This is a genomic window from Rhodomicrobium lacus (assembly GCF_003992725.1).
GTDB classification, from domain to species: domain Bacteria; phylum Pseudomonadota; class Alphaproteobacteria; order Rhizobiales; family Rhodomicrobiaceae; genus Rhodomicrobium; species Rhodomicrobium lacus.
Map to the genome: position 1 here is coordinate 514519 of NZ_RZNF01000012.1, position 21445 is coordinate 535963.

Here is a 21445-nt window from a genome sequence, read left to right on the forward strand (position 1 = left end):
CATGACGCTGGACACTTTCGCTCGCACGGCTTCCACCAGCGAAGCAACGTTGCGCCGCTTGCGTAAATGGTGCAAAAAAGGACGATAGCCGCGCGAAGCGCTGCATCTCCCATTCGCGAACGAGCCTCGATGACCGAACTTCTTCAGCAATATTTTCCGCTTGTGATCTTCCTCGGCGTCTCGCTCGTTATCGGGCTTGGCCTGCTTGTCGCGCCGTTCTTCGTTGCGCCCAACAATCCCGATCCCGAGAAGGTCGCGGCCTATGAGTGCGGTTTCCCGGCTTTCGACGACGCCCGCATGAAGTTTGACGTGCGCTTCTATCTCGTCGCGATCCTTTTCATTATCTTCGATCTCGAAGTCGCCTTCCTCTTCCCGTGGGCGGTAGCCTTCAAGGAGGCCGGTCTTGCCGGCTTCTGGGCGATGATGGTGTTCCTTGCCGTTCTCACCATCGGCTTCATCTACGAATGGAAGAAGGGCGCGCTCGACTGGGATTGAGCAGGCTCTGCCGAATCGTAAAAACCGCTTGGCGTTTGCCTCCATCTCGCCATATATCGACCAGGGTTAAGCGCGCACTGTTGGATCGATGACCACGCTCGGATTTCCTCAGCCATTTTATGACACCCCCGGCCGCTCGCCGGCAGGGGCAGCCGTCGATTTCGATGGACTCAATGCTCAGCTTTCGGACAAGGGGTTCCTTGTCACGAGCACAGAGGACGTAATCAACTGGGCGCGCACCGGCTCGCTCATGTGGATGACATTCGGCCTCGCATGCTGCGCCGTGGAAATGATCCAGGTGTCGATGCCGCGCTACGATCTCGAACGTTTCGGCACCGCTCCGCGCGCCAGCCCGCGCCAGTCTGACCTGATGATCGTGGCCGGCACGCTATGCAACAAGATGGCGCCTGCGCTTCGCAAGGTCTACGACCAGATGCCGGAGCCGCGCTACGTCATCTCCATGGGCTCATGCGCCAATGGCGGCGGCTATTACCACTATTCCTATTCGGTGGTGCGCGGCTGCGATCGTATTGTGCCCGTCGATGTCTACATCCCCGGTTGCCCTCCCTCCGCCGAAGCGCTGCTTTACGGCATCATGCTTCTCCAGAAGAAAATCCGCCGCACCGGCACGATTGAACGATAGGCGAATCGATGACGAATACGGCGAAGCTCGAAGCGCTGGGCGAAGCTCTGAAGGGCGGCTTTCCGGAAGGCGTCATAGAGACGCGGCTCGCGTTCGGCGAACTGACGGTGATTGCCGATCGAGCCCATATTCCCGCCATTGCGGCGTTTCTGCGCGATGATCCGGCGTGGCGCTTCACGACTCTCATAGACATCTGCGGAGCGGATTATCCCGAGCGCGCGGAACGCTTCGATGTCGTCTATCACTTGTTGAGCGTGTATCAGAATTTGCGTGTGAGGCTCAAGACCGCGACCGACGCGTCGACACCGGTGCCAAGCATCGTGGGCGTGTTTCCCGCTGCGAACTGGTTCGAGCGCGAGGCTTACGACCTTTACGGCATCCTGTTCCAGGGCCATCCCGACCTGCGCCGTATCCTTACAGACTATGGCTTCCGAGGCCATCCGCTGCGAAAGGATTTCCCGCTCACGGGCTTTGTGGAACTGCGTTACGACGAAGAGCAGAAGCGCGTCGTATATGAGCCGGTGAAGCTCCCGCAGGAGTTCCGCAACTTCGACTTTCTCTCTCCTTGGGAAGGAGCGGATTACCTGCTTCCCGGTGACGAGAAGGCGACGAACTAAGGTCGATTACATTCAGCGGCGGTATCCGGATCTGGCCGGCGCATGGCGTCCCGGTTCGGTCGGGCTGTGTCTGTGTTGCAGGCCGGTGCCAGTCTTTTGCAAGCAAGTTACATTCGGCTACATTTCATTTGCACATCGGCGTGCATCGTCTAAATCTACCTTGGTTATTTAGCTTGGGCGGGGCGTTTTATGTTGGTCGAAAAGAATTTTCCTCGGACGACGGGATGGTCGCCGAACGGGCCTCATCGCGAAAGTTGGCATGACAGGGCAACTCTCGCCGCACGGCTTCTGCGGACCGGGGATGTCGTCTGCGACCTCGGCGCCGGTTCCCAATCCTTCAAACAGGTCTTGCCGGCCGGCGTCGGATACATCCCCGTGGATTGTTACGATGCAATTCCGGGGACCCATATTGCGGATTTCAACCAGCCCGCATTCACGCTCCCCGACGCGCCGTTCAACGTTCTGACGGCTTTGGGCGTCATCAATTGGCTCGACGATCCGGAAGCATTCCTGCAGCGCCTGAGCGAACTGGCAGATGGCAGGTTTTTCATTTTTACCTACGATTTGTGGCCCAACAAAAACAACATACGGGGTTTCGCGCACCCCGGCATGGATACGATGGAAGGAGCCGTCCGTGTGTTTTCTCCCTTTATCCAGAATTTGACCCCGGTGATTGTTTATCGCCGCCGCGTTCTGTTCTCCGGCACTCTGGGAACCGGCCAGACGGCGAACGAAGTCAAGCCATCTGCGACAAAGATATATTTGAAATACCTTCGTCCGCAGGAGTTCATCCTCATGAAACTTTTTAGGCTAGACATGATGCCTTCGTGGCTTGCATAAGTGTTGGGTTAACAGACCCACTGCAAGACGAGCTTAGAGAAATGGCTGACGGCAGCGCGACCGTTGTGTCGCACGAACTGGATTCCACGACCTGCGAACGTCCGCCGGAGAACCGCAACTTCACGATCAATTTCGGGCCGCAGCATCCGGCCGCGCACGGCGTGCTCCGGATGATCCTCGAACTTGACGGCGAGGTCGTGCATCGCGTCGATCCGCATATCGGACTTCTGCATCGCGGCACGGAAAAGCTTATCGAGCACAAGACCTATCTTCAGGCGATCCCCTATTTCGACCGGCTGGATTACGTGTCGCCGATGAATCAGGAGCACGCCTTCTGCCTCGCCATCGAGAAGCTGCTGGGCGTGACCGCGCCCATTCGCGGCCAGCTCATTCGCGTGCTTTATTCGGAACTCGGCCGCATCCTGAATCACCTCCTGAACGTCACCACCTTCGCGCTCGACATCGGCGCGCTGACGCCGCCGCTCTGGGGGTTCGAAGAACGCGAAAAAGGCATGGTGTTCTATGAGCGGGCGAGCGGCGCGCGGCTTCACGCGAACTACTTCCGCCCCGGTGGCGTCCATCAGGATCTGCCGCAGGCGCTCATCGACGATATGGAGGCGTGGTGCGACAGCTTCCTCAAGGTGCTGGACGACCTCGACACGCTCCTTACCGATAACCGCATCTTCAAGCAGCGCACCGTCGATATCGGCGTCGTCAGCCTCGACGACGCGATGGCGTGGGGCTTCACGGGCACGATGATACGCGGCTCCGGCGGGGCTTGGGATCTGCGCAAGAGCCAGCCCTACGAATGCTATGCGGATCTCGACTTCGACATCCCGATCGGCAAGAACGGCGACAACTGGGACCGCTATCTCATCCGCATGGAAGAAATGCGCCAGTCGATCCGCATCATGAAGCAGTGCATCGAGCGGCTGAATTCACCCGCAGGCAAGGGGCCGGTGCTGCTGCCGAATAACAAGGTCACGCCGCCGCGCCGCGAAGAGATGAAGCGGTCGATGGAAGCGCTCATCCATCACTTCAAGCTCTATACCGAGGGCTTTCGCGTGCCGGAAGGCGAGGTTTACGCGGCCGTGGAAGCGCCGAAAGGCGAGTTCGGGGTCTACCTCGTGGCGGACGGAACCAACCGCCCCTATCGCTGCAAGATCCGCGCACCCGGCTTTCCGCATCTCGCCGCGATGGACTTCCTCTGCAAGGGGCACATGCTGGCGGACGTGTCGGCCATTCTCGGCAGTATCGATATCGTGTTCGGCGAGATCGACCGCTGATCGCTTTTGTGACGGGTGCCGGCGGATGCCTTGAAGGGACAGGGCGTGCGGTCGGAGGCCGTACCGCAGCGCTCAGGGGCTAAAGGAAACGCAATAGTTGGGGGGAAGCCGCGCAATGTGGAATGTGGTTGCCTGGGTGCTTGCCGCCGTCGTTGGCGCAGGGTTTGGCGCTTTTGCGAAGTCTACCGGCATCCTCGGCATTGACGCCGGGCCGTTCTCGGTCGTCTTCATGTTCCTGTCGCTGCTGCTGATCTCGTTCGTGTATCAGTTTCGCATCAACATGCGTGACAAGGGCGACGGTCGCGGCCTCAGGATCGCGCCGCCTTCCCCGTCTATCCTCGTCGACGCGGCCATCTTCTTCGCGGGCGCGCTGTCGGCGATGAAGAACGTCTGACGCTCGAAATGGGCGCGGCGATGTGCTCCTTTTCCGGAGGGTTCCGGCGCGTTGTGTGCAGGAGGGGCAGATGACGGATCTGGCAGAGACGGAAGAGGTGGTGGTCGCAACTCCCGATAGCCGCTTTTCCTCGCCTGAGCGTCTTGGCCTCCACCTCCTCGAAATCGGGCGCATCCAGAACAATTCAGGCTCGCTTCTGCAATTCGTTGCGATCCTGTTCGCGGTCTGCATCTACTTCTTCAACGCGCTCGTCTATCCGGCCTCGCCGCACCGCGCGCTCTACGCCACGGTGCTCGCCGTAGACGCCACGCTCATCGTGGTCGCGTGCTTTTTCTATCTGCGCTGCCTGACGCTGTCGGTCGGATGGAGCGCGATCAGAAATCCGCAGACGAACTATCATCTTCTGTCGACGCTCGGCGAAAACGAGATGGAGGAGACGCTCCGCCGCGTCATCCGCTCTTTCCGCCGCGGCACCTATTGTTTCGCGGCGAGTTTCTTCACGACGCTTGTCTCGCTCGTACTCGTCGCTCTGGGATACACCAACATGCTGCCATCCTGAGCGCTTTCCCGCCGATATTCCTGCACCCTGCGCCCGCTTAACCTCTGGCGAACACGGCGCATCTCGGTTATTAACCTGCCAGAACTTCTGGGAACCCGCATGTCCGTCCGACGCCTCGATCCGAATCAGCCGAGCGACTTCGAATTCACGCCTGAAAATCTGGCGTGGGCGAAGGAGCAGATCAAGAAATACCCCGAAGGCCGCCATCAGGCCGCCGTCATCCCGCTTCTCTGGCGCGCGCAGGAGCAGAACGACCGCTGGCTGCCCGAACCCGCGATCCGTTATGTCGGCGATCTGCTCGGAATGCCCTATATCAGGGTTTACGAGATCGCGACCTTCTACTCGATGTTCAACCTGTCGCCCGTCGGCCGCTATCATGTGCAGGTCTGCGGTACGACGCCTTGCATGCTTCGCGGTGCGGAAGAGATCAAGAAGGTCTGCAAGCGAGAAATCGGCGCCGAGCGCGAGGTAACGCCCGAAGGCGTCTTCTCGTGGGTCGAGGTGGAATGCCTCGGCGCGTGCGTGAATGCGCCCATGGTGCAGATCAACGACGATTATTACGAAGACCTGACGCCGGAGAACTTCGAAGCTGTCCTCTCGGGGCTTCGGCGCGGGCGCGAGGTGAAGCCCGGCTCGCAGATCGGGCGTCAGTTCTCGGCGCCGGAAGGCGGCCCGACAACGCTTCTCTTCCGCGATGACGACGAGCCCAGGGAGACGCAGCCGGAGCGCGCCGCCGGGGAAGCTCAGACGCAGGCGGAGGTTCAGGGAGCGGTCGAGGCCGCCTCGCCGGTTCAGCCGCCGGAAGCGAAGTCCGGCGATGTGGAGAAGGGCGCGGAAGAGCGCGCGCGCTTCGAGCGGCCGGAAGGCGACCCGGACGACCTGACGAAGCTCGCCGACCTCGACCCCGACGCGCAGCACGCGTTGAACGCCATCGGCATCACCCGCTACGGCCAGGTTGGCCGCCTCACGGCAGAGGATGTGGAGTGGATCGAAACGCGCTATCCTCGTTTCAAGGGCAAGACGGCCGAGTGGCTCGCGGCCGCGAAAGCGCTGATCGAAACGGATACGCCGGGCGGCGTCGCCCCCGATGCGGCGGGACGCGAGACCGAGCCGAAAGATAAGGACTGAGCATGCTTTCCGATAAAGACCGCATCTTCAAAAACCTATACGGACAGCATGACTGGGGCCTGAAAGGCGCGCGCGAGCGCGGCGCGTGGGACAACACCAAGGCGATCCTCGAAAAGGGGCAGGACTGGATCATCGAGGAGATGAAGGCGAGCGGGCTGCGCGGGCGCGGCGGCGCGGGCTTCTCCACCGGCATGAAATGGTCCTTCATGCCCAAGAAATCGGACGGGCGCCCGCATTACCTCGTTGTCAACGCGGACGAGTCCGAGCCTGGCACCTGCAAGGACCGCGAAATCATCCGCCACGATCCGCACCTTCTCATCGAGGGCTCGCTCATCGGCGCTTTCGCCATGCGGGCGCACACCGTCTACATCTACATTCGCGGCGAGTTCATCCGCGAGCGCCAGCGCCTGCAGGCCGCCATCGATCAGGCCTATGAAGCGCGCCTCATCGGCAAGAACAACATCCACGGCTGGGACGTCGATATCTACGTTCACCATGGCGCGGGCGCGTATATCTGCGGCGAGGAAACGGCGCAGCTCGAAAGCATCGAAGGCAAGAAGGGCCAGCCGCGCCTGAAACCGCCGTTCCCGGCCAATGCGGGCCTGTGGGGCGCGCCGACGACGGTCAACAACGTCGAATCCATTGCGGTTGCCCCCGACATCCTGCGGCGCGGCGCGGCATGGTTCGCCGGCCTCGGCAAGCCGAATAACACGGGCACGAAGCTCTTCTGCATCTCGGGCCACGTCGAGCGGCCTTGCAACGTCGAAGAGGAAATGGGCATCAGCTTCCGCGAACTCGTGGAGAAGCACGCGGGCGGCATTCGCGGCGGCTGGGACAATCTGCTCGCCATCATTCCCGGCGGTTCGTCGGTGCCGTGCGTTCCGGCGCATATGTGCAACGACCTCGGCATGGACTTCGACAGCCTGCGCAAGGTCGGCTCCGGCCTCGGCACGGCTGCGGTGATCGTGATGGACAAGTCCACCGACATCGTGAAGGCCATCTCGCGCCTGTCATACTTCTACAAGCACGAAAGCTGCGGCCAGTGCACGCCCTGCCGCGAGGGCACCGGCTGGATGTGGCGCGTGATGGAGCGCATGGTCGAAGGACGCGCCGAGCACGCGGAAATCGACATGCTTTGGGACGTCTCGAAGCAGATCGAAGGCCACACCATCTGCGCGCTGGGCGATGCCGCCGCGTGGCCGGTGCAGGGCCTGATCCGGCACTTCCGCCATGAGATGGAAGCGCGCATCGACGCGTTCCACGCACAGCACAAGGCGCGCGTCGCGGCGGAATAGGCTGTCAGGGGAGCGTCGATGACCAGGTCCGGCGTTCCCGATTCGGCCTGGCTGAAGATCAGGCCCATGGCCCTTCGCGTGGCGGCCTGAGCATCACCGCCCGAGGTGGAATGCGTCAGGCGGCCCTGCTCTGGTTGCGCAGACGCAGATCGCGCCCCCGCTCCGCCAGGCGCTTGACCGTCGAGATGAAACAATCGCTCTTGAGCGGTTTCGCCATATACCCGTCGGCGCCCGCAGAGGCGTGATATTCTTCCGCCCCCTTCATGGCATCGGCCGTAAGGGACAGGATCGGAATATCCCGCTTCCAGTCGGCGCGGTGACGGATGATACGGATAGCCTCGACGCCATTCATGATGGGCATCTGACTATCCATGATGATGAGGTCGTAATCGCGCTTTTCGAGCTTCACGAGAACCTGCTGGCCATTCTCCGCCGAATGCGTTTCGCATCCGGCGGCCTGCAGGAGCGCGAGCGCGAGCTTGAGGTTGATCGGGTGGTCTTCGGCTACGAGCACATCGTAGACGCAGGGCGTGAGTCGCGCCGTTTCTTCCTCACCCGCGTGGCTCCCTGAGGAAGCTGGCAACTGCGCCTGTTCGGTGTCGAGCCACAGTGGCAGCCAGACCCGGAATGTAGAGCCTTCTCCGCGCTCGCTTGCCACCGTGATCACCCCGCCCATCAGTTCGACGAGTTCCTTGGCGATGGCGAGGCCCAGGCCGCTGCCCCGAACCTTTCCGGAGCAGTCCTCGCCCTGGTAGAAACGGTTGAAGATCTTGCGCAACCGGTCCGGCGCGATGCCCGGTCCCGTGTCGCTGACCGAAATGGCAAGTCCGTTACTCTCGGCCGTTATCGAAAGCATCACAGAACCGGCTTCGGTGAACTTGATCGCATTGCCGAGAAGATTGACGAGAACCTGGCGGATACGCTTCAAGTCGCCGACGGCTATTGTTTGTCCCGACAGATTACAGGAGATCTTCAAGCCGAGAGATTTCTCTTCGGCCAGGGCTTGAAGCGAGCGCGCCGCTGAAATCAGCTCGCTCATCTTGAAAGGTGCACTCTGGATTTCAAGCGTGCCTCGCTCGATCTTGCCAAGGTCCAGGATTTCGTCGATCAGCGACATGAGCGACTTCGATGACGATTGGATGAGGGTTGCATAATCGCGCTGCGTGTCGCTCAGATCGCCCTGAAGCAGCAAATCGTTGAATCCGATGATTCCATTCATCGGCGTACGCATTTCGTGGCTCATGTTGGTCAGGAACTGGCTTTTTGCCCTGTCGGCCGATTCGGCGCGCAAACGGGCTTCCTCAAGTTCGGCCTGCTGGCGTTTCAAGGAGCTGATGTCCGTCCATATGCGAACGGTCTCGTTGTTTTCCATCCGCTTGTGCCGGCGCGACATCCAGCAACCGTTAGCAAACCGCATGTGCATCTCGGAAAATGAGTGTTTGGAGGCGGCGAGCTGTCGGTCGATCCAGCGATCCGGATCTTCCTTTCCGATATCGACGAGCCCTTTCGCCACCGTACCTCGCAACAGATCTTCGAAGGACGCTCCGGGGCCGATGGTGTTTTCGATGCCCTCGTGAAGCTTGGTGAACGCCTCGTTGGCAATGAGAAGCCGATCGTTTTCGTCGTAAATGGCGAAACCGTCCGAAATGGCTTCGACCGCCGCGCGCAAACGCCCTTCAGCCTTGCTGCTGCCGAGCATGGCCTTGGTGACGTCGCAATCCCTTCCGACACAAAAGGTGATATCGCGCTGAATGGCGACGAATCCGCGGATGTGTCCTTTCGCGTCGAGAAGCGGCATCACTTCGAGGTCGAACCAGACGGGAATGCCTCGTCTTTCGCCCAGCACCTGTGTCTTTACCGGCTCGCGCGCTTCGAGCGCATGCAGGAGAGCGGCAGCCACCACGTTCTCGTTCAAGCCGGGCGATTGAAGCAGCGAAGACGGAGTGCGCGCGGCGATTTCGTGCGGGGGAACTCCCGTGAGCTGCGCAAAGCCGGCGTTGGCCCAAAGGAATTTGCCCGTCTCGTCCGTTACGACGACAGCGTCTCGCATGCCGTCATCCGGCGGAGCGCACAGTTCTTCCTTTGCAAGGTTTTGCAGGATCATCCTCGAAATCCGAACAGCGGGATCAACATAACCACCGGCAACGACATATTGCGGCGGCGCCATCAACGGACAAAGTGCCATCTATTTGTCATCAAACTGCGCGCTTGAGCGTCAGGGTCAAGTGAAATGCCATAAATGGAGAGGTCACTGCTTGCACCGAACTAACGATTGGCATACAATTTTAGAAAATTACTTCGCGCATGACACCTAAGTCATTGAAACAAGGAAGTATATCCTTCACGAAAAAGGACATATTCCACAAAAACCAAGATACAAAATCGATCGCCTGCGAGGAGATCCCGCAGTGAAAATTGCATGAAAGCTTCGCTTCCCGGAACCGAGCCCGGCTGCCGGCCAAGACCCTGCCTGGACCGCGTCCCGGACATGTGTGAAACGGCTTTTTTCCGGTAAGACGCGCGACAAACTGGAAAGATAGAGCGCGCTTTCGATCCAATCAAAAGCGGGTAGGCTCCCGGGCGCTCGGCCTCCGGGTTACGGCGTCACTGGCGTACGTCTTCGCTTCCGGCTCGCGCGGCGTTCCGCCGCTCGTCCGACCGGCTCTGAGGGACCGGGCCAGCAGAGCGCTGGGTCTCGCGTGCCGGCGGACGCATATCGCGACGTCGCTCTTCCGCCTGATCCGTGGAGGGTCTCGCTACCCGGGGCGCTGAAACAGTCGCAGGGATCGACAGCTTCGCGAGAATATCCGGCTTCGGCACGAAATTGGCGGCCGGCACGATCTGAACGATCTTGAAGCCTTCGATTTCCATGTTGACCAGGACGCTGTCGAGCGCGTCCACGGTAGTCTTGCTGGTATCGCGAAAAACGAGGACGCCTTTGCCAGCTTCCTTGAGCCTTGCAAGGGTTCGGTTGGCGAAAGCAGTCGGGGTGAGGCCCGGATCGCCATCGCCCGATTCGATGTCGGCATGCCAGAGGCTGACGCCCCGCTCTTCGAGATAGGCCCGCAACTCGGGCGTGAGCGCTCGTTGCGACACGCGAAGGAACGGCGCCACCGCTTCGTTCGACGCCTTTGCGACCGCGGCGAGCCCGCTCTCCGTCTCATTTCTGGCGTCTTCGAACTTGACCGCTTCCGCCGCGCCCGCTTTCGGCCAGAGGCCCGCGGCCAGCGTATGACCGCGTCGCGCTACATCGCGCACGGTCGCGGCATTTGCCAGCGCCGCGCTTCCCTTGAGGAAGAAAGTTGCCTTGACGCAGTGCTTGTCGAGGATGTCGAGGATATATTTCGTGTAGGCGCTGTGCGGTCCCTGCTCGAAGAAAAGCACGATTTCCTTCTCACCGAGCAAAGACGGTTCGGACATCACCTCGCCCGCGTTCTGCTCGCCGCCATAGGCATGTCGTTTCGCCGAGTCGACCGCCACCACGCGCGCGAGGAAGCTCTTGTTTTCGGCATAGACGCACTCTTTCGCATCAGCCAGAGCCGGGAACAGAACGACGGCCGATAAACCAAGCAACCCAATCTTCATCAGTGCCCCCGCTGCCTCGGCGGTCTTCACGCAAAGTTCTCCGGCGAACGATGGTTCGCATGGCAAGAGCCGACACGTGCGTGTCGGCTCTTGCCGGGGAGTTCATCAAACGCAGCTTTGGGGCCGATGTTTGTTTCCGATGTTGAATTGCTTACACATACGTGAGACGGCGCCGCCAGAATTCAGCGGTGGAACTTGCGGACGTCGAGATGCTCGGCGCGAATCCAGCGCACCGTGCGAGTGGATGAGCGCATGATCACGGTGTGTGTCTCGATGCGACCGTCGAAGAAGCGCGCGCCCGGCAGCAACGGGCCGTCCGTGACGCCCGTCGCGGCGAAGATGATGTCCCCCGAGACCATATCCTCAACACGGAAGATCTTTCGGGGGTTTTCGATGCCGAGCGTCTCTGCGTGCCGAGCCTGCTCGTCATTGAGGCCCCAGAGCCGCCCCTCGATCTGGCCGCCGAGGCAGGCGAGCGCGGCGGCTGCGAGGACGCCTTCGGCGGAACCGCCCGTGCCGAGGTAGATATCGATGCCGGTTTCGTCCGGCTTGCAGGTCTGGATCACGCCCGCTATGTCGCCATCGCCGATCAGAGCCACGGCTGCGCCGGCTGAACGGATCTCCTCGATCAGCCTCGCATGGCGTGGCCTGTCGAGCACGCACGCCGTCAGTTCGGAAACGCGCACGCCCTTTGCGGATGCGAGGCGCGCGAGATTTTCTTCAATGGGGCGGTCGAGGCTCACCAGTCCCGGTTCATAGCCCGGACCGATGGCGATCTTCTCCATGTAGACGTCCGGCACCTTGAGCATGCAGTCGCGCTCGGTCATCGTTACGACCGCGAGCGCGCCCGGCAGGGATTTCGCGCAGAGCGTCGTGCCTTCGAGCGGATCGACCGCAATGTCGACGGGCTGCCCGCCGACGCCCAGTTCCTCCCCCTCGTAGAGAAGAGGCACTTCGTCCCGCTCGCCCTCACCGACCACGATGCGGCCGTCGATGGCGAGTTCGGCAAGCTCGCGATGCATGGCCGTGGCGGCGGCGGCGTCCGCCTGCCGTTCGTCGCCCCGCCCGCGGAGTTTGGCCGCCGCGACGGCGGCGCCCTCCGTCACACGAGCGATATCGAGCGAAAGCGTGCGCATGAGACTGCTCGCCGGTCTGGCGAATGACGGCTCGTTTGCCATGGTCCTGGCCCTCCCGCGAAACTCAGGTGGCTAAAGCTGTAGCACTTAAAGCGCCTCGATCCGTATCGTTTGGGGCACGCCGGAAACATGCCCATCCTCGACGATAGCGTCGAGCGCCGCGCGAAGACGTTCCTCGCGCGTGCGATGCGTGATGAGGACGACAGGCGTCGATTCTGCTCCGTTACCCGGTCGCCGGAAACCGGGCAGATCGGTCGGCGCGCGCCTCTGAACGATGCTTTCGAGCGAGATATCCTGTTCGGCCATGCGTGTGGCAATGGCGGCGATGGCGCCGGGGCGGTCGTAGACGGAGAGGCGAATGTAGAAGCCGCCCTCATGCGACGACATGCCGGGCCGCGTCTGGGGGCGAAGCCTCGCAACGGGCAGGATGAAGGGGGGGCTGATGTGGTTGCGGGCGATGTCGATGATATCTCCCGCCACAGACGACGCGGTCGCGCGCGCGCCGGCGCCCGGCCCGGCGAGGATGATCAGCCCTGCGTAATCGCCCTCGACGGCCACAGAATTCAGCGCTCCGTCCACACGGGCAAGAGCGCTTGTCTTCGGGATCATGGTTGGCGAGACACGCGCCTCGATGCCGTCCTCCGTCTGGATGGCGACGGCGAGCAACTTGATTCGGTAGCCGAGTTCTTCGGCGGCGTCGAAATCGAACGGTTCGATGCGGCGGATGCCTTCGAGGTGAATCGAGCCAAAGTCCGGGCGGACGCCGAAGGCGAGCGCCGCGAGAAGCGCGAGCTTGTGGCCCGCATCCTGTCCGTCGATGTCGAAACTCGGGTCTGCTTCCGCATAGCCGAGCGCCTGCGCCTCGGCCAGCACCTCCGCGAAGGGCAGCTTCTCCCGCTGCATACGTGTCAGGATATAATTGCTCGTGCCGTTCAGAATGCCGTAGACGCGACTTATGGAATTGCCGAGCAGGCTCTCGCGCAGCCCCTTCACGATGGGAATGCCGCCCGCGATGGCCGCCTCGAAATTGAGCGCGAGGTTCTTCTTCTCGGCAAGCCCGGCGAGATAGACGCCGTGGCGCGCAAGAAGCGCCTTGTTCGCGGTTACGACATGCTTGCCCGCTTCGAGCGCGGCTTCCACGCTTTGAAGCGCGGGGCCTTCCTCGCCGCCGATCAACTCCACGAATACGTCGATGGCATCGCTTCTTGCGAGATCCGCGGCATTCGCGAACCACGCAATGCCCGTAAGGTCCACGCCGCGATCCTTGCCGGGGTTGCGTGCCGACACCCCAGCGACCTCGATGCTGCGCCCCGAGCGCTCGGCGATGGCCGCGCCGTTTTCGTGCAGCAGGGACACCAGTCCCGCGCCCACCGTGCCGAGACCGGCGATGCCCAATCGAAGCGGGGGAAGATCAGTCATGTCTCGTCGATCCTTATCGCGCGTCCCCTGGAGTCCTGGCGGCAAGCGCAGTCACCCTGCGCGGCTACAGGCTGACGCACACCAAATCACATCATTATCGGTATCTCTCGGGCGATGCAATTAGGGAGCGTCTGCGTGACAGCGACCGGCTGCCTCGGAACGCGGGGTTTCATCAGCCATCGACGAGGCAGACGTTTCCCGGCCGTCTCCGGTATGGATGTGACATGCGCCTAAGCGCGAGCCCCGCCGCGCTCGTACCAGCCGCGCGACGACTTGACGAGGCGCACCACGGACAGCATCACCGGCACCTCCACCAGCACGCCGACCACGGTTGCCAGCGCCGCGCCGGACTGGAACCCGAACAGCACGATCGCTGTCGCCACGGCCAGTTCGAAGAAGTTGCTCGCGCCGATGAGCGCGGACGGCCCCGCCACGCACCACGCCACGCCGAAACGCCGGTTCAGCCAATAGGCCAGCCCCGCATTGAAATAGACCTGGATGACGATCGGCACCGCAAGCAGCGCGATAATGAAAGGTTGCCGCACGATCTGCTCGCCCTGAAGACCAAACAGCAGCACGAGCGTCAGCAGCAGAGCGGTCAGCGAAAACGGCCCAAGCGCCTTCAGCGTGCGATCGAGCACCGCCCGTCCTCCGGCGCGCAGCGTCGCCGCGCGCCAGGTTTGCGCGATCAGCACCGGAATGATGATGTAAAGCAGCACCGAAAGCAGCAGCGTTTCCCACGGCACCGAGATCGCGGACAACCCGAGCAACAGCCCGACAAGGGGCGCGAAAGCAATCACCATGATTGCGTCGTTCAGAGCCACCTGACTGAGCGTAAAATGCGGCTCGCCATCGACGAGGTTCGACCACACGAACACCATGGCGGTGCAAGGCGCGGCGGCGAGCAGGATAAGCCCCGCAATGTAACTGTCGATTTGGTCTGCGGGCAGAAGCGGACGGAAGAGGGAGCCGATGAACAGCCAGCCGAGCAGCGCCATCGAGAACGGCTTGACGAGCCAGTTCACCCCGACCGTCGTGGCGATGCCGCGCCAGTGCGCACCGACTTCGCGCAGCGCCGCCGGGTCGATCTTCAGCAGCATCGGGATGATCATCACCCACACGAGGACCGCCACCGGAAGGTTGATCTCCGCCACCGTGGCCGCGCCGATGGTCTGAAACAGCGACGGCGCGAAGTGTCCCGCCGCAATGCCGACGACGATGCAGAGCGCGACCCACAGAGTGAGCCAGCGCTCGAAGATGCCGAGCGCGGCGGGCGCTTCGGCTGTGGCGAGATTCACGGACGCTTCGCTCATTCGCTGCGGTCCGCCTTCGCCGTTGCGCCTTCCATGCGGCCGATGTCCCGCAACGTGTCGGAAAGGGCGAGCTTGCTGACGGTGCGAAGCGGCAGGGCGGTAAAGACCTGGATGCGATTGCGCAGATAACGGAACGCATCATTGAAGGCGCGCTGCTTCTCGATGTCGGTGCCTTCGACGGCCGCCGGGTCTTCGATGCCCCAGTGCGCGGTCATCGGTTGCCCCGGCCAGAAGGGGCAGGTTTCGCCCGCCGCGTTGTCGCAGACGGTGAAAACGAAATCCATCTTCGGCGCATCGGCGGCGGCGAACTCATCCCAGCTTTTCGAGCGGAAGCCGTCGGCCGGGTAGTCGTAGGCCGCCAGCGTCTTCAGCGCATACGGGTTGACGACGCCTTTCGGCTGGCTGCCCGCCGAGAAGGCGTTGAAGCGGCCCGCGCCGTCCCTGCGCAGGATGCCTTCCGCCAGGATCGAGCGTGCCGTGTTGCCCGTGCAGAGAAACAGGACGTTGTAAACGGTGTCGGTCATTTTTCTCTCCCCCTGTCCTATCCGCAGCAGCACGATTTCTTGGGCTTCACCGCGCGCACGAAGGCGCTCATGAGTTTGCCGTCGAGTTGCCCGGCGATCGCGTCCACATCGATGCCCTTGCCTGAGAGGAACTCGCGCGCGTCCTCGCCGCGATAGAGGCGCGTCGGCTCGATGCCGATGGCCTCGAAGCCGGCGGCGGCGAGCTTCTGCGCATATTCGCCTTCTTCCAGCGCGCCCGCGATGCAGCCCGCCCAGGCGAGCACGTTCTTGCGGATGTCGTCGGGGATCTCGCCGCGCGTGACGATGTCGGACACAGCGAAGCGCCCGCCCGGCTTCAGCACGCGAAACGCCTCGCGCAGCACGCGGTCCTTGTCGCCCGAGAGGTTGATGACGCAGTTCGAAATGATGACGTCCACCGAATTGTCGGGCAGCGGGATGGCTTCGATCTCGCCTTTCAGGAACTCGACGTTCTCGACGCCCGCCTGTTTCTGGTTCTCGCGGGCGAGCGCCAGCATGTCGTCGGTCATATCGAGGCCGTAAGCCTTGCCAGTCGGGCCGACGCGGCGCGCCGAAAGGAGCACGTCAATGCCGCCGCCCGAGCCAAGGTCGAGCACGGTTTCGCCCGGCGCGAGCTGCGCCAGCGCCGTGGGATTGCCGCAGCCGAGAGAGGCCAGCACCGCCGCTTCGGGCAGCATCCCCTTCTCGGACACGTCATAAAGGTTCGACGTGATCGGCTCGGAGCCTTCGAGCGCCGCATTGCCGCCGCAACACGACCGCCCTTCGCTGACGCGCCTTGCCGCTTCGCCGTAACGGTCGCGTACGGCTTCCTTCACATCGGTGTCGCTCATGGTGTGTGCTCCTGACAGCAGGTGACTTCTTCCGGGCTGATGGCGCGGTTGCGCGTGCAGCATTCCGCAAAAAGGAAGGCGAGAATGTCCTGCAGCGCCTGCGTATTCGCCGTGTAGCGAAGGAACGTGCTTTCGCGGCGGACCTTCACGAGGTCTTCGTTCTTCAGCTTTTCGAGATGGTGGGAGAGCGTCGAGGACGGAATGCCGAGTTCCGAGCCGATTTCGCCGACGACGAGGCCATAAGGGTGCGCGGACAAAAGAAGGCGCACGATGCGAAGCCGCGTTTCGGTGCCGAGCGCTGCCATCATGTCGGCATAGCGCGCAATCTGTTCGTCCTGCGTAGCGTCGGCCATTGTCGCCCTCAATTCCTGTATTTCTATAAATACCGAAATATAGAAATGCAAGGGTTTTCGGGCGAGCGGACAGCGCTCGCGCGGCGTTCAGAACAGTATCGGGACGAAAAGCACGGTATTCGGCGGCGCGACGGCCTTCACGGGGCGTTCGGGCTGCAAACCGATAGCGTCAGGCGGTGCGACGCGGGCGCGGCGAGGCGCGGCGCCGGTCGCGCCACAGACGACCGGCCACCTGACCTAAAGCGTCCCGCCTGAACGGCGGGACGGGCGTCACGTTATGTTTGATCAGAGCTTCAGGCCGGAATGAATGGCCGCGATGCCGCCCGACAGGTTGCGATATTGCACGCGGCTGAAGCCCGCCTTTTCGATCATGCCGGCGAACTTCTTCTGGTCCGGGAAGGCGCGGATGCTGTCCACGAGGTAGCGATAGGGCTCGGCGTCGCCCGCCACCACGCGGCCGAGCGGCGGCACCACGGCATCGGAATAGACCTCGTAGACCTTGTCGAACAAGGGCACCTGCACGCGCGAAAATTCGAGGCAGAGGAAACGCCCGCCCGGCTTCAGAACGCGGAAAGCCTCGTTCAGCGCGTTCTGCTTGTTGTCCACGTTCCGAATGCCGAAGGAGATCGTGTAGAAGTCGGACGTGTTGTCGCGATAGGGCAGGCTCTCGGCATTCGCCTGCACGAACGACACCTTGCCCGCAAAATCGGGATGCTTGTCGCGGCCCGCGTCCATCATCGAATGGTTGATGTCGGTGATGATCGAACGCGATCCGGGACCGGCCGCCTTGAGGAACCGCTTCGTGATGTCGCCGGTGCCTCCCGCGACGTCGATCAAGAGCGACGCGCTCGACTTCGACGGAGCGAGCCAGTTGATCGCCGCATCCTTCCAGATGCGGTGCACGCCGCCCGACATCAGATCGTTCATCAGGTCGTAGCGTGTGGCGACGCGGTCAAAGACGGTATTGACGAACCCCTGAAAGCCAAGGTTCTGGATTTTGTGATCGTAAGCAGTCATTCCGTTCGCTCCGGGGGCGAGTGAGAAAATTTGATGCGATATGTGGCGCACGGGCGGCACAATGTAAACGCGTCATTATGCTTGAAGGCATTAACCGCTAGCAGAGTGTTGCAATGCAATAGGACTGTACAACCGCCACATTTCTCGGAGAGGATAGTTTGTTTGCATCCTAGAGAAAATTTTAAGCCATGGTACGCACTCCCCATCCCTATGATCTCGTCATTGCCGGTGCAAGCTTCGCAGGCTTGGTAGCCGCCAAGACGGCGGCCATCCGCGGGCTGAAAGTGGCCGTGCTCGAACCGAAGGCAGCAGCCGGCCAGCATGTGTCTTCGACGGGCATCCTGACCAAGGAAGCGGCGCAGGAAATCGACCTCCCCTACACCCTGACGCGGCGCGTTTACGGCGTGCGGCTTTACGCTCCCAACCTCCGCCACGTCGACCTGTTCGCGCCGGACAGCTTCTTTTTGACAACGGATACCGGGCGCGTCCTCGGCTGGCTCGCGCAGGAAGCGCAGCGGGCCGGGGCGCAAATTCTCTGGCGCACCCCGTTTCAGGGCGCGGAGCGCAAGGACGGCGTATTCGTTTTCAAGGGCGTCAACATCTCCGCGCGGCACATCATCGGCGCGGATGGCGCGCAGTCGGCCGTGGCGCGAGCCTTCGGGCTTGGGCTGAACGAGCGCTTCATGCTCGCCACCGAGCACGAATATGACGGGTTGAACGCAGACCCGCGCTTTCTGCACTGCTTCCTCGATTCGAGGCTTGCGCCGGGGCATATCGCCTGGGTCGCGCCCGGCCCCTCGCTTTTTCATGCGGGGCTTGCCGCCCGACCGGGGCGCCGCCCGCGTCTGGCCGCCTTCCTCGCCAAGACCGCGCCGATCTTCGGTTTCGAGGATGCAAGTCTCGTGGAGCGGCGGACGGGGCGCATTCCGTGCGGCGGCGTGGTTCGTCCGTTCGCCACCGACGGCGTGACGCTGATCGGCGACGCGGCGGGGATGGCTTCGCCGACAACCGGCGGCGGCGTCGGCTTCGCCTTCCAGTACGGGCGGCGCGCGGCGCAAGTCGTGGCCGATCACCTCCTGCATCTCGGGCCATCGCCGGAGGTGGCGCTCGCGAGGGAACTGCCGCGTTTCGGCCTCAGTCACCTGACGCGGCTCGCGCTCAACCTCGCACCGCCGAACGCCCTCCTGTCGGCCGCGCTCGGCACCGCCCCCATGCGCAGGTTCGCGCAACACGTCTATTTCCGCGAACGCGGCGGCAAGGGCATCAGCTTCGCCGACTTCCAGGCAAGGCTGAACGGACTCGAAAGGCCGCCGTTTACCGCCAACGGCGTCGCTCCGCGAAATATCCCGTAGACCTGGGAAGGCGTGTGTTTTACGAAATGTCGAACGGTGCGATGCGACCCGCGCCGGATGACGAGATTTCCGAACCGCCTTTTGAGAGACACGGAGACTTTCCATGCCGATGCATCGCTTTCTTGAGTGGCATGCCAGTCAGTTCATGACGAAGGACGTCGAATCCGTTCCTTCGTCGCTGACACTCCGCGAACTCGGCGCGCTGTTCGATCATAATGACTACAATTCATTTCCGGTCGTCGACAACGACGTGCTCGTCGGTCTCGTCACGAAGCTCGACTTCCTGAAGGCGTTCATTTTCGACACCAGCCACCTCATGCCGCATTATGGAGAGGTGATGTCCAAGACGGTGGCCGAAGTGATGATGAAGGACATCGTTCATGTCGAGCCGGAAACGCCACTGACGAAGGTGCTGGAACTCATGGTGAAGCTTCGCACACGCGGCTTCCCCGTGCTCGACGAGGGCAAGCTTGTCGGCTTCATCTCTCGCACCGACCTCACACACGCGCTGACGCTCGCAACCCGCGACGAGTAAGCCGCGCTCACACCAGACATTCGGGCGGCCGCAGGCGCCGCCCCAGGAACAGGTTTTCGCCATGTCGCAGCACGCCCTTTCCGTAACGCGCGAACAGAATTTTCCCGAGTGGTATCAGGCCGTTGTCCGCGACGCGGATCTTGCGGAAACCTCACCGGTGCGCGGCTGCATGATCATCAAGCCGTGGGGTTATGGCATCTGGGAGCGGGTGCAGAAGGGGCTCGACGAGCGCATCAAGGAGACCGGGCACGAAAACTGCTATTTCCCGATCTTCATCCCGATGAGCTTCATCGCCAAGGAAGCGGAGCACGTCGAAGGCTTCGCGAAGGAAATGGCGGTCGTCACCCATCACCGCCTCAAGAACATAGACGGCAAGCTCGTACCCGATCCCGAAGCCGAGCTTCAGGAACCGCTGATCGTGCGCCCGACGTCGGAAACGATCATCGGCGACGCCTTCCAGCGCTGGGTCAAGAGCTACCGCGACCTGCCCATCCTCATCAACCAGTGGGCGAACGTGGTGCGCTGGGAAATGCGCACGCGCATGTTTCTGCGCACGGCGGAGTTTCTCTGGCAGGAGGGCCACACCGCGCATGCCGACAAGGCCGACGCCATGGCCGAGACGCTCCGCATGCTGGAAGTCTACCGCAGCTTCGCCGAGGATGTGCTGGCGATGCCGGTCGTAGCGGGCGAAAAGCCCGAGAACGAGCGCTTCCCCGGCGCTGACAACACCTATTCGATCGAAGCCATGATGCAGGACGGGAAGGCCCTTCAGGCCGGAACCTCGCATTACCTCGGAACGCACTTCGCGCAGGCGCAAAACATCCGCTTCCAGAACGAGGCGGGCGAACTCGCTCTCTGCCATACAACGAGCTGGGGCGTGTCCACGCGGCTCATCGGCGGCGTGATCATGACGCATGGCGACGACGACGGCTTGCGCCTTCCGCCCGCCATCGCGCCGAAACAGATCGTCATCGTGCCGATGCTGCGCGACAAGCCGGAAGACGCGGCCGTGGTCGAATTCTGTACGGGCCTCGCGGCGGAGCTTAACGCGAAGACGGCATTCGGTGAGCCGATCCGCGCGCATATCGACAGCCGCAAGATCAAATCGGCCGACAAGCGCTGGGACTGGGTGCGCCGCGGCGCGCCGCTCATCCTCGAAATCGGCCCGCGCGACGCGAGCGGCGGCAACGTCACGTTCACGCGCCGCGACCGCTTACGCGATGGCCCCAAGGTGAAATCGCATGCGCTGCCCCGCGCGGAGTTCGTCGCCGGGGTGGAGGCGCTGCTTCGCGAGATCCAGAACGCGCTATACACAGACGCGAAGAAGCGGCTCGACGCCAACATCCGCTCCGACATCAAGAGCTTCGACGAACTGGCCACGTATTTCGGCCCGGCCGAAGAGGATGAGGGCGGCGCGTTCAAGGGCTGGGTGCGCGTATCGTGGTCGCGTCCCACCGGCCCCGCGCTCGAACAGATCGCCGACAAGCTCAAGGCGCTGAAACTCACCATCCGCAACACGCCGCTCGACGGGAAAACTACGGACGCGGCTTGCTTCTTCACCGGCGGCGCGGCGGTCGAAGACATCATCATCTCTCGGGCTTATTGACCCGGAGGCGCTTCATGCCGGTTTCACAATGCTATACCCTCGTTTCGGGTTTTCCGCACATGGGGATTGCAAATGATAACCGACTGGCAAACGATCCGCGCGTTAATGGCAGCGGCCATCGATTTCGCCGAAGCTGTCGAGCGCGCGGGCCTCTCGGAAGAGGATCGCGGCCGAACCGTACATGTCGATGGCCGGACGGTCAGCCTTTTCGACATCATGGCGAGCGCCTCGACCCTACCCGAGGCACTGCGCTACCGCATTATCCGAGACCGGCACGACTTGGGAGCGGATGCCCCTTATGTATCGGAGAACGCGCGAATCGTCATGGCGATGACGGGCGCCTGTGTCGAACTTATCGGCGCGGGCTACGCGAATCCCGCACCTGAAGACATCCGCAAAGCCATCGGCTGGTATCGGGATCATGCCTTGCCGCTCCTCCTGAAGGCAAAGGCAGAGCAACCCGGTCAATCCTGATCCGCAGGCCGCTCATGGCGCTCCCG

General features: G+C 62.4%; 22 protein-coding genes. 13 read left to right on the top strand and 9 right to left on the bottom strand.

The annotated features are described in order from the left end of the window. Positions 1-129: 129 nt before the first annotated feature. The 9 genes from EK416_RS11745 to nuoF all read left to right on the top strand — a co-directional run bounded on the left by EK416_RS11745 (position 130) and on the right by nuoF (position 7257). Positions 130-495, top strand: coding sequence for an NADH-quinone oxidoreductase subunit A (locus tag EK416_RS11745; protein ID WP_127077683.1), 366 nt, complete (start codon positions 130-132; stop codon positions 493-495). 88 nt (positions 496-583) lie between these two features. Then, a complete protein-coding gene (locus EK416_RS11750) occupies positions 584-1138 on the top strand; it encodes an NADH-quinone oxidoreductase subunit NuoB (RefSeq protein ID WP_127077685.1) in 555 nt (184 codons plus the stop codon). 8 nt (positions 1139-1146) lie between these two features. Continuing rightward, on the top strand, positions 1147-1755 hold the full coding sequence (locus tag EK416_RS11755) for an NADH-quinone oxidoreductase subunit C (protein ID WP_127077687.1): 609 nt from the start codon (positions 1147-1149) through the stop codon (positions 1753-1755). Between the two features lie 189 nt (positions 1756-1944). After that, complete coding sequence (locus tag EK416_RS11760; RefSeq protein ID WP_127077689.1) at positions 1945-2595, top strand: methyltransferase domain-containing protein; 651 nt, start codon at positions 1945-1947, stop codon at positions 2593-2595. Between the two features lie 41 nt (positions 2596-2636). Continuing rightward, complete coding sequence (locus EK416_RS11765; protein WP_245434034.1) at positions 2637-3881, top strand: NADH-quinone oxidoreductase subunit D; 1245 nt, start codon at positions 2637-2639, stop codon at positions 3879-3881. A 115-nt stretch (positions 3882-3996) separates the two neighbouring features. Beyond that, on the top strand, positions 3997-4275 hold the full coding sequence (locus tag EK416_RS11770; protein WP_127077691.1) for a hypothetical protein: 279 nt from the start codon (positions 3997-3999) through the stop codon (positions 4273-4275). 70 nt (positions 4276-4345) lie between these two features. Next, positions 4346-4834: a hypothetical protein gene (locus EK416_RS11775; RefSeq protein WP_127077693.1), complete on the top strand. Its 489-nt coding sequence runs from the start codon at positions 4346-4348 to the stop codon at positions 4832-4834. Positions 4835-4933: 99 nt separating this feature from the next. Next, entirely contained in the window at positions 4934-5962 is a 1029-nt protein-coding gene (nuoE, locus tag EK416_RS11780) for an NADH-quinone oxidoreductase subunit NuoE (protein ID WP_127077695.1), read from the top strand. Positions 5963-5964: 2 nt separating this feature from the next. Further along, positions 5965-7257, top strand: coding sequence for an NADH-quinone oxidoreductase subunit NuoF (nuoF, locus tag EK416_RS11785; RefSeq protein WP_127077697.1), 1293 nt, complete (start codon positions 5965-5967; stop codon positions 7255-7257). A gap of 115 nt (positions 7258-7372) precedes the next feature. Here nuoF and EK416_RS11790 read toward each other — a convergent pair whose 3' ends face one another. From EK416_RS11790 to ubiE, 9 genes are all read right to left on the bottom strand, one after another. Beyond that, positions 7373-9307 (bottom strand): PAS domain-containing hybrid sensor histidine kinase/response regulator, encoded by a 1935-nt coding sequence (locus EK416_RS11790; protein ID WP_164730002.1) that lies wholly within the window; start codon positions 9305-9307, stop codon positions 7373-7375. A 554-nt stretch (positions 9308-9861) separates the two neighbouring features. Next, on the bottom strand, positions 9862-10842 hold the full coding sequence (locus EK416_RS11795; protein ID WP_127077701.1) for a polysaccharide deacetylase family protein: 981 nt from the start codon (positions 10840-10842) through the stop codon (positions 9862-9864). 182 nt (positions 10843-11024) lie between these two features. Beyond that, positions 11025-12020, bottom strand: coding sequence for a class II fructose-bisphosphatase (glpX, locus tag EK416_RS11800; protein ID WP_127077703.1), 996 nt, complete (start codon positions 12018-12020; stop codon positions 11025-11027). Positions 12021-12065: 45 nt separating this feature from the next. Continuing rightward, positions 12066-13397, bottom strand: a complete 1332-nt coding sequence (locus EK416_RS11805; RefSeq protein WP_127077705.1) for a homoserine dehydrogenase — start codon at positions 13395-13397, stop codon at positions 12066-12068. A gap of 230 nt (positions 13398-13627) precedes the next feature. Further along, positions 13628-14710 (bottom strand): ACR3 family arsenite efflux transporter, encoded by a 1083-nt coding sequence (arsB, locus tag EK416_RS11810; RefSeq protein WP_127077707.1) that lies wholly within the window; start codon positions 14708-14710, stop codon positions 13628-13630. Then, positions 14707-15234, bottom strand: a complete 528-nt coding sequence (locus EK416_RS11815) for an arsenate reductase ArsC (RefSeq protein ID WP_127077709.1) — start codon at positions 15232-15234, stop codon at positions 14707-14709. Before EK416_RS11815 ends, arsB begins: the two co-directional genes overlap by 4 nt. A gap of 17 nt (positions 15235-15251) precedes the next feature. Next, positions 15252-16082, bottom strand: coding sequence for an arsenite methyltransferase (locus EK416_RS11820; protein ID WP_127077711.1), 831 nt, complete (start codon positions 16080-16082; stop codon positions 15252-15254). Continuing rightward, entirely contained in the window at positions 16079-16435 is a 357-nt protein-coding gene (locus EK416_RS11825; RefSeq protein ID WP_127077713.1) for an ArsR/SmtB family transcription factor, read from the bottom strand. The genes EK416_RS11820 and EK416_RS11825 overlap by 4 nt, the downstream gene beginning before the upstream one ends. A gap of 285 nt (positions 16436-16720) precedes the next feature. Then, positions 16721-17452, bottom strand: a complete 732-nt coding sequence (gene ubiE, locus EK416_RS11830; RefSeq protein ID WP_127077715.1) for a bifunctional demethylmenaquinone methyltransferase/2-methoxy-6-polyprenyl-1,4-benzoquinol methylase UbiE — start codon at positions 17450-17452, stop codon at positions 16721-16723. A gap of 188 nt (positions 17453-17640) precedes the next feature. Here ubiE and EK416_RS11835 point away from each other — a divergent pair, with 188 nt between their 5' ends. From EK416_RS11835 to EK416_RS11850, 4 genes are all read left to right on the top strand, one after another. Beyond that, positions 17641-18804 (top strand): NAD(P)/FAD-dependent oxidoreductase, encoded by a 1164-nt coding sequence (locus EK416_RS11835; protein WP_127077717.1) that lies wholly within the window; start codon positions 17641-17643, stop codon positions 18802-18804. A gap of 103 nt (positions 18805-18907) precedes the next feature. Continuing rightward, entirely contained in the window at positions 18908-19339 is a 432-nt protein-coding gene (locus tag EK416_RS11840; protein ID WP_245434035.1) for a CBS domain-containing protein, read from the top strand. A gap of 61 nt (positions 19340-19400) precedes the next feature. Next, entirely contained in the window at positions 19401-20945 is a 1545-nt protein-coding gene (gene proS / locus EK416_RS11845; protein ID WP_127077719.1) for a proline--tRNA ligase, read from the top strand. 72 nt (positions 20946-21017) lie between these two features. Then, positions 21018-21419, top strand: coding sequence for a hypothetical protein (locus tag EK416_RS11850; RefSeq protein WP_127077721.1), 402 nt, complete (start codon positions 21018-21020; stop codon positions 21417-21419). Positions 21420-21445: the final 26 nt, after the last annotated feature.

Coding starts and splice junctions, on each gene's coding strand:
- EK416_RS11745 (WP_127077683.1), top strand. CDS start 130: ATGACCGAACTTCTTCAGCAATATTTTCCGCTTGTGATCTTCCTCGGC.
- EK416_RS11750 (WP_127077685.1), top strand. CDS start 584: ATGACCACGCTCGGATTTCCTCAGCCATTTTATGACACCCCCGGCCGC.
- EK416_RS11755 (WP_127077687.1), top strand. CDS start 1,147: ATGACGAATACGGCGAAGCTCGAAGCGCTGGGCGAAGCTCTGAAGGGC.
- EK416_RS11760 (WP_127077689.1), top strand. CDS start 1,945: ATGTTGGTCGAAAAGAATTTTCCTCGGACGACGGGATGGTCGCCGAAC.
- EK416_RS11765 (WP_245434034.1), top strand. CDS start 2,637: ATGGCTGACGGCAGCGCGACCGTTGTGTCGCACGAACTGGATTCCACG.
- EK416_RS11770 (WP_127077691.1), top strand. CDS start 3,997: ATGTGGAATGTGGTTGCCTGGGTGCTTGCCGCCGTCGTTGGCGCAGGG.
- EK416_RS11775 (WP_127077693.1), top strand. CDS start 4,346: ATGACGGATCTGGCAGAGACGGAAGAGGTGGTGGTCGCAACTCCCGAT.
- nuoE (WP_127077695.1), top strand. CDS start 4,934: ATGTCCGTCCGACGCCTCGATCCGAATCAGCCGAGCGACTTCGAATTC.
- nuoF (WP_127077697.1), top strand. CDS start 5,965: ATGCTTTCCGATAAAGACCGCATCTTCAAAAACCTATACGGACAGCAT.
- EK416_RS11790 (WP_164730002.1), bottom strand. CDS start 9,307: ATGCGAGACGCTGTCGTCGTAACGGACGAGACGGGCAAATTCCTTTGG.
- EK416_RS11795 (WP_127077701.1), bottom strand. CDS start 10,842: ATGAAGATTGGGTTGCTTGGTTTATCGGCCGTCGTTCTGTTCCCGGCT.
- glpX (WP_127077703.1), bottom strand. CDS start 12,020: ATGGCAAACGAGCCGTCATTCGCCAGACCGGCGAGCAGTCTCATGCGC.
- EK416_RS11805 (WP_127077705.1), bottom strand. CDS start 13,397: ATGACTGATCTTCCCCCGCTTCGATTGGGCATCGCCGGTCTCGGCACG.
- arsB (WP_127077707.1), bottom strand. CDS start 14,710: ATGAGCGAAGCGTCCGTGAATCTCGCCACAGCCGAAGCGCCCGCCGCG.
- EK416_RS11815 (WP_127077709.1), bottom strand. CDS start 15,234: ATGACCGACACCGTTTACAACGTCCTGTTTCTCTGCACGGGCAACACG.
- EK416_RS11820 (WP_127077711.1), bottom strand. CDS start 16,082: ATGAGCGACACCGATGTGAAGGAAGCCGTACGCGACCGTTACGGCGAA.
- EK416_RS11825 (WP_127077713.1), bottom strand. CDS start 16,435: ATGGCCGACGCTACGCAGGACGAACAGATTGCGCGCTATGCCGACATG.
- ubiE (WP_127077715.1), bottom strand. CDS start 17,452: ATGACTGCTTACGATCACAAAATCCAGAACCTTGGCTTTCAGGGGTTC.
- EK416_RS11835 (WP_127077717.1), top strand. CDS start 17,641: ATGGTACGCACTCCCCATCCCTATGATCTCGTCATTGCCGGTGCAAGC.
- EK416_RS11840 (WP_245434035.1), top strand. CDS start 18,908: ATGCCGATGCATCGCTTTCTTGAGTGGCATGCCAGTCAGTTCATGACG.
- proS (WP_127077719.1), top strand. CDS start 19,401: ATGTCGCAGCACGCCCTTTCCGTAACGCGCGAACAGAATTTTCCCGAG.
- EK416_RS11850 (WP_127077721.1), top strand. CDS start 21,018: ATGATAACCGACTGGCAAACGATCCGCGCGTTAATGGCAGCGGCCATC.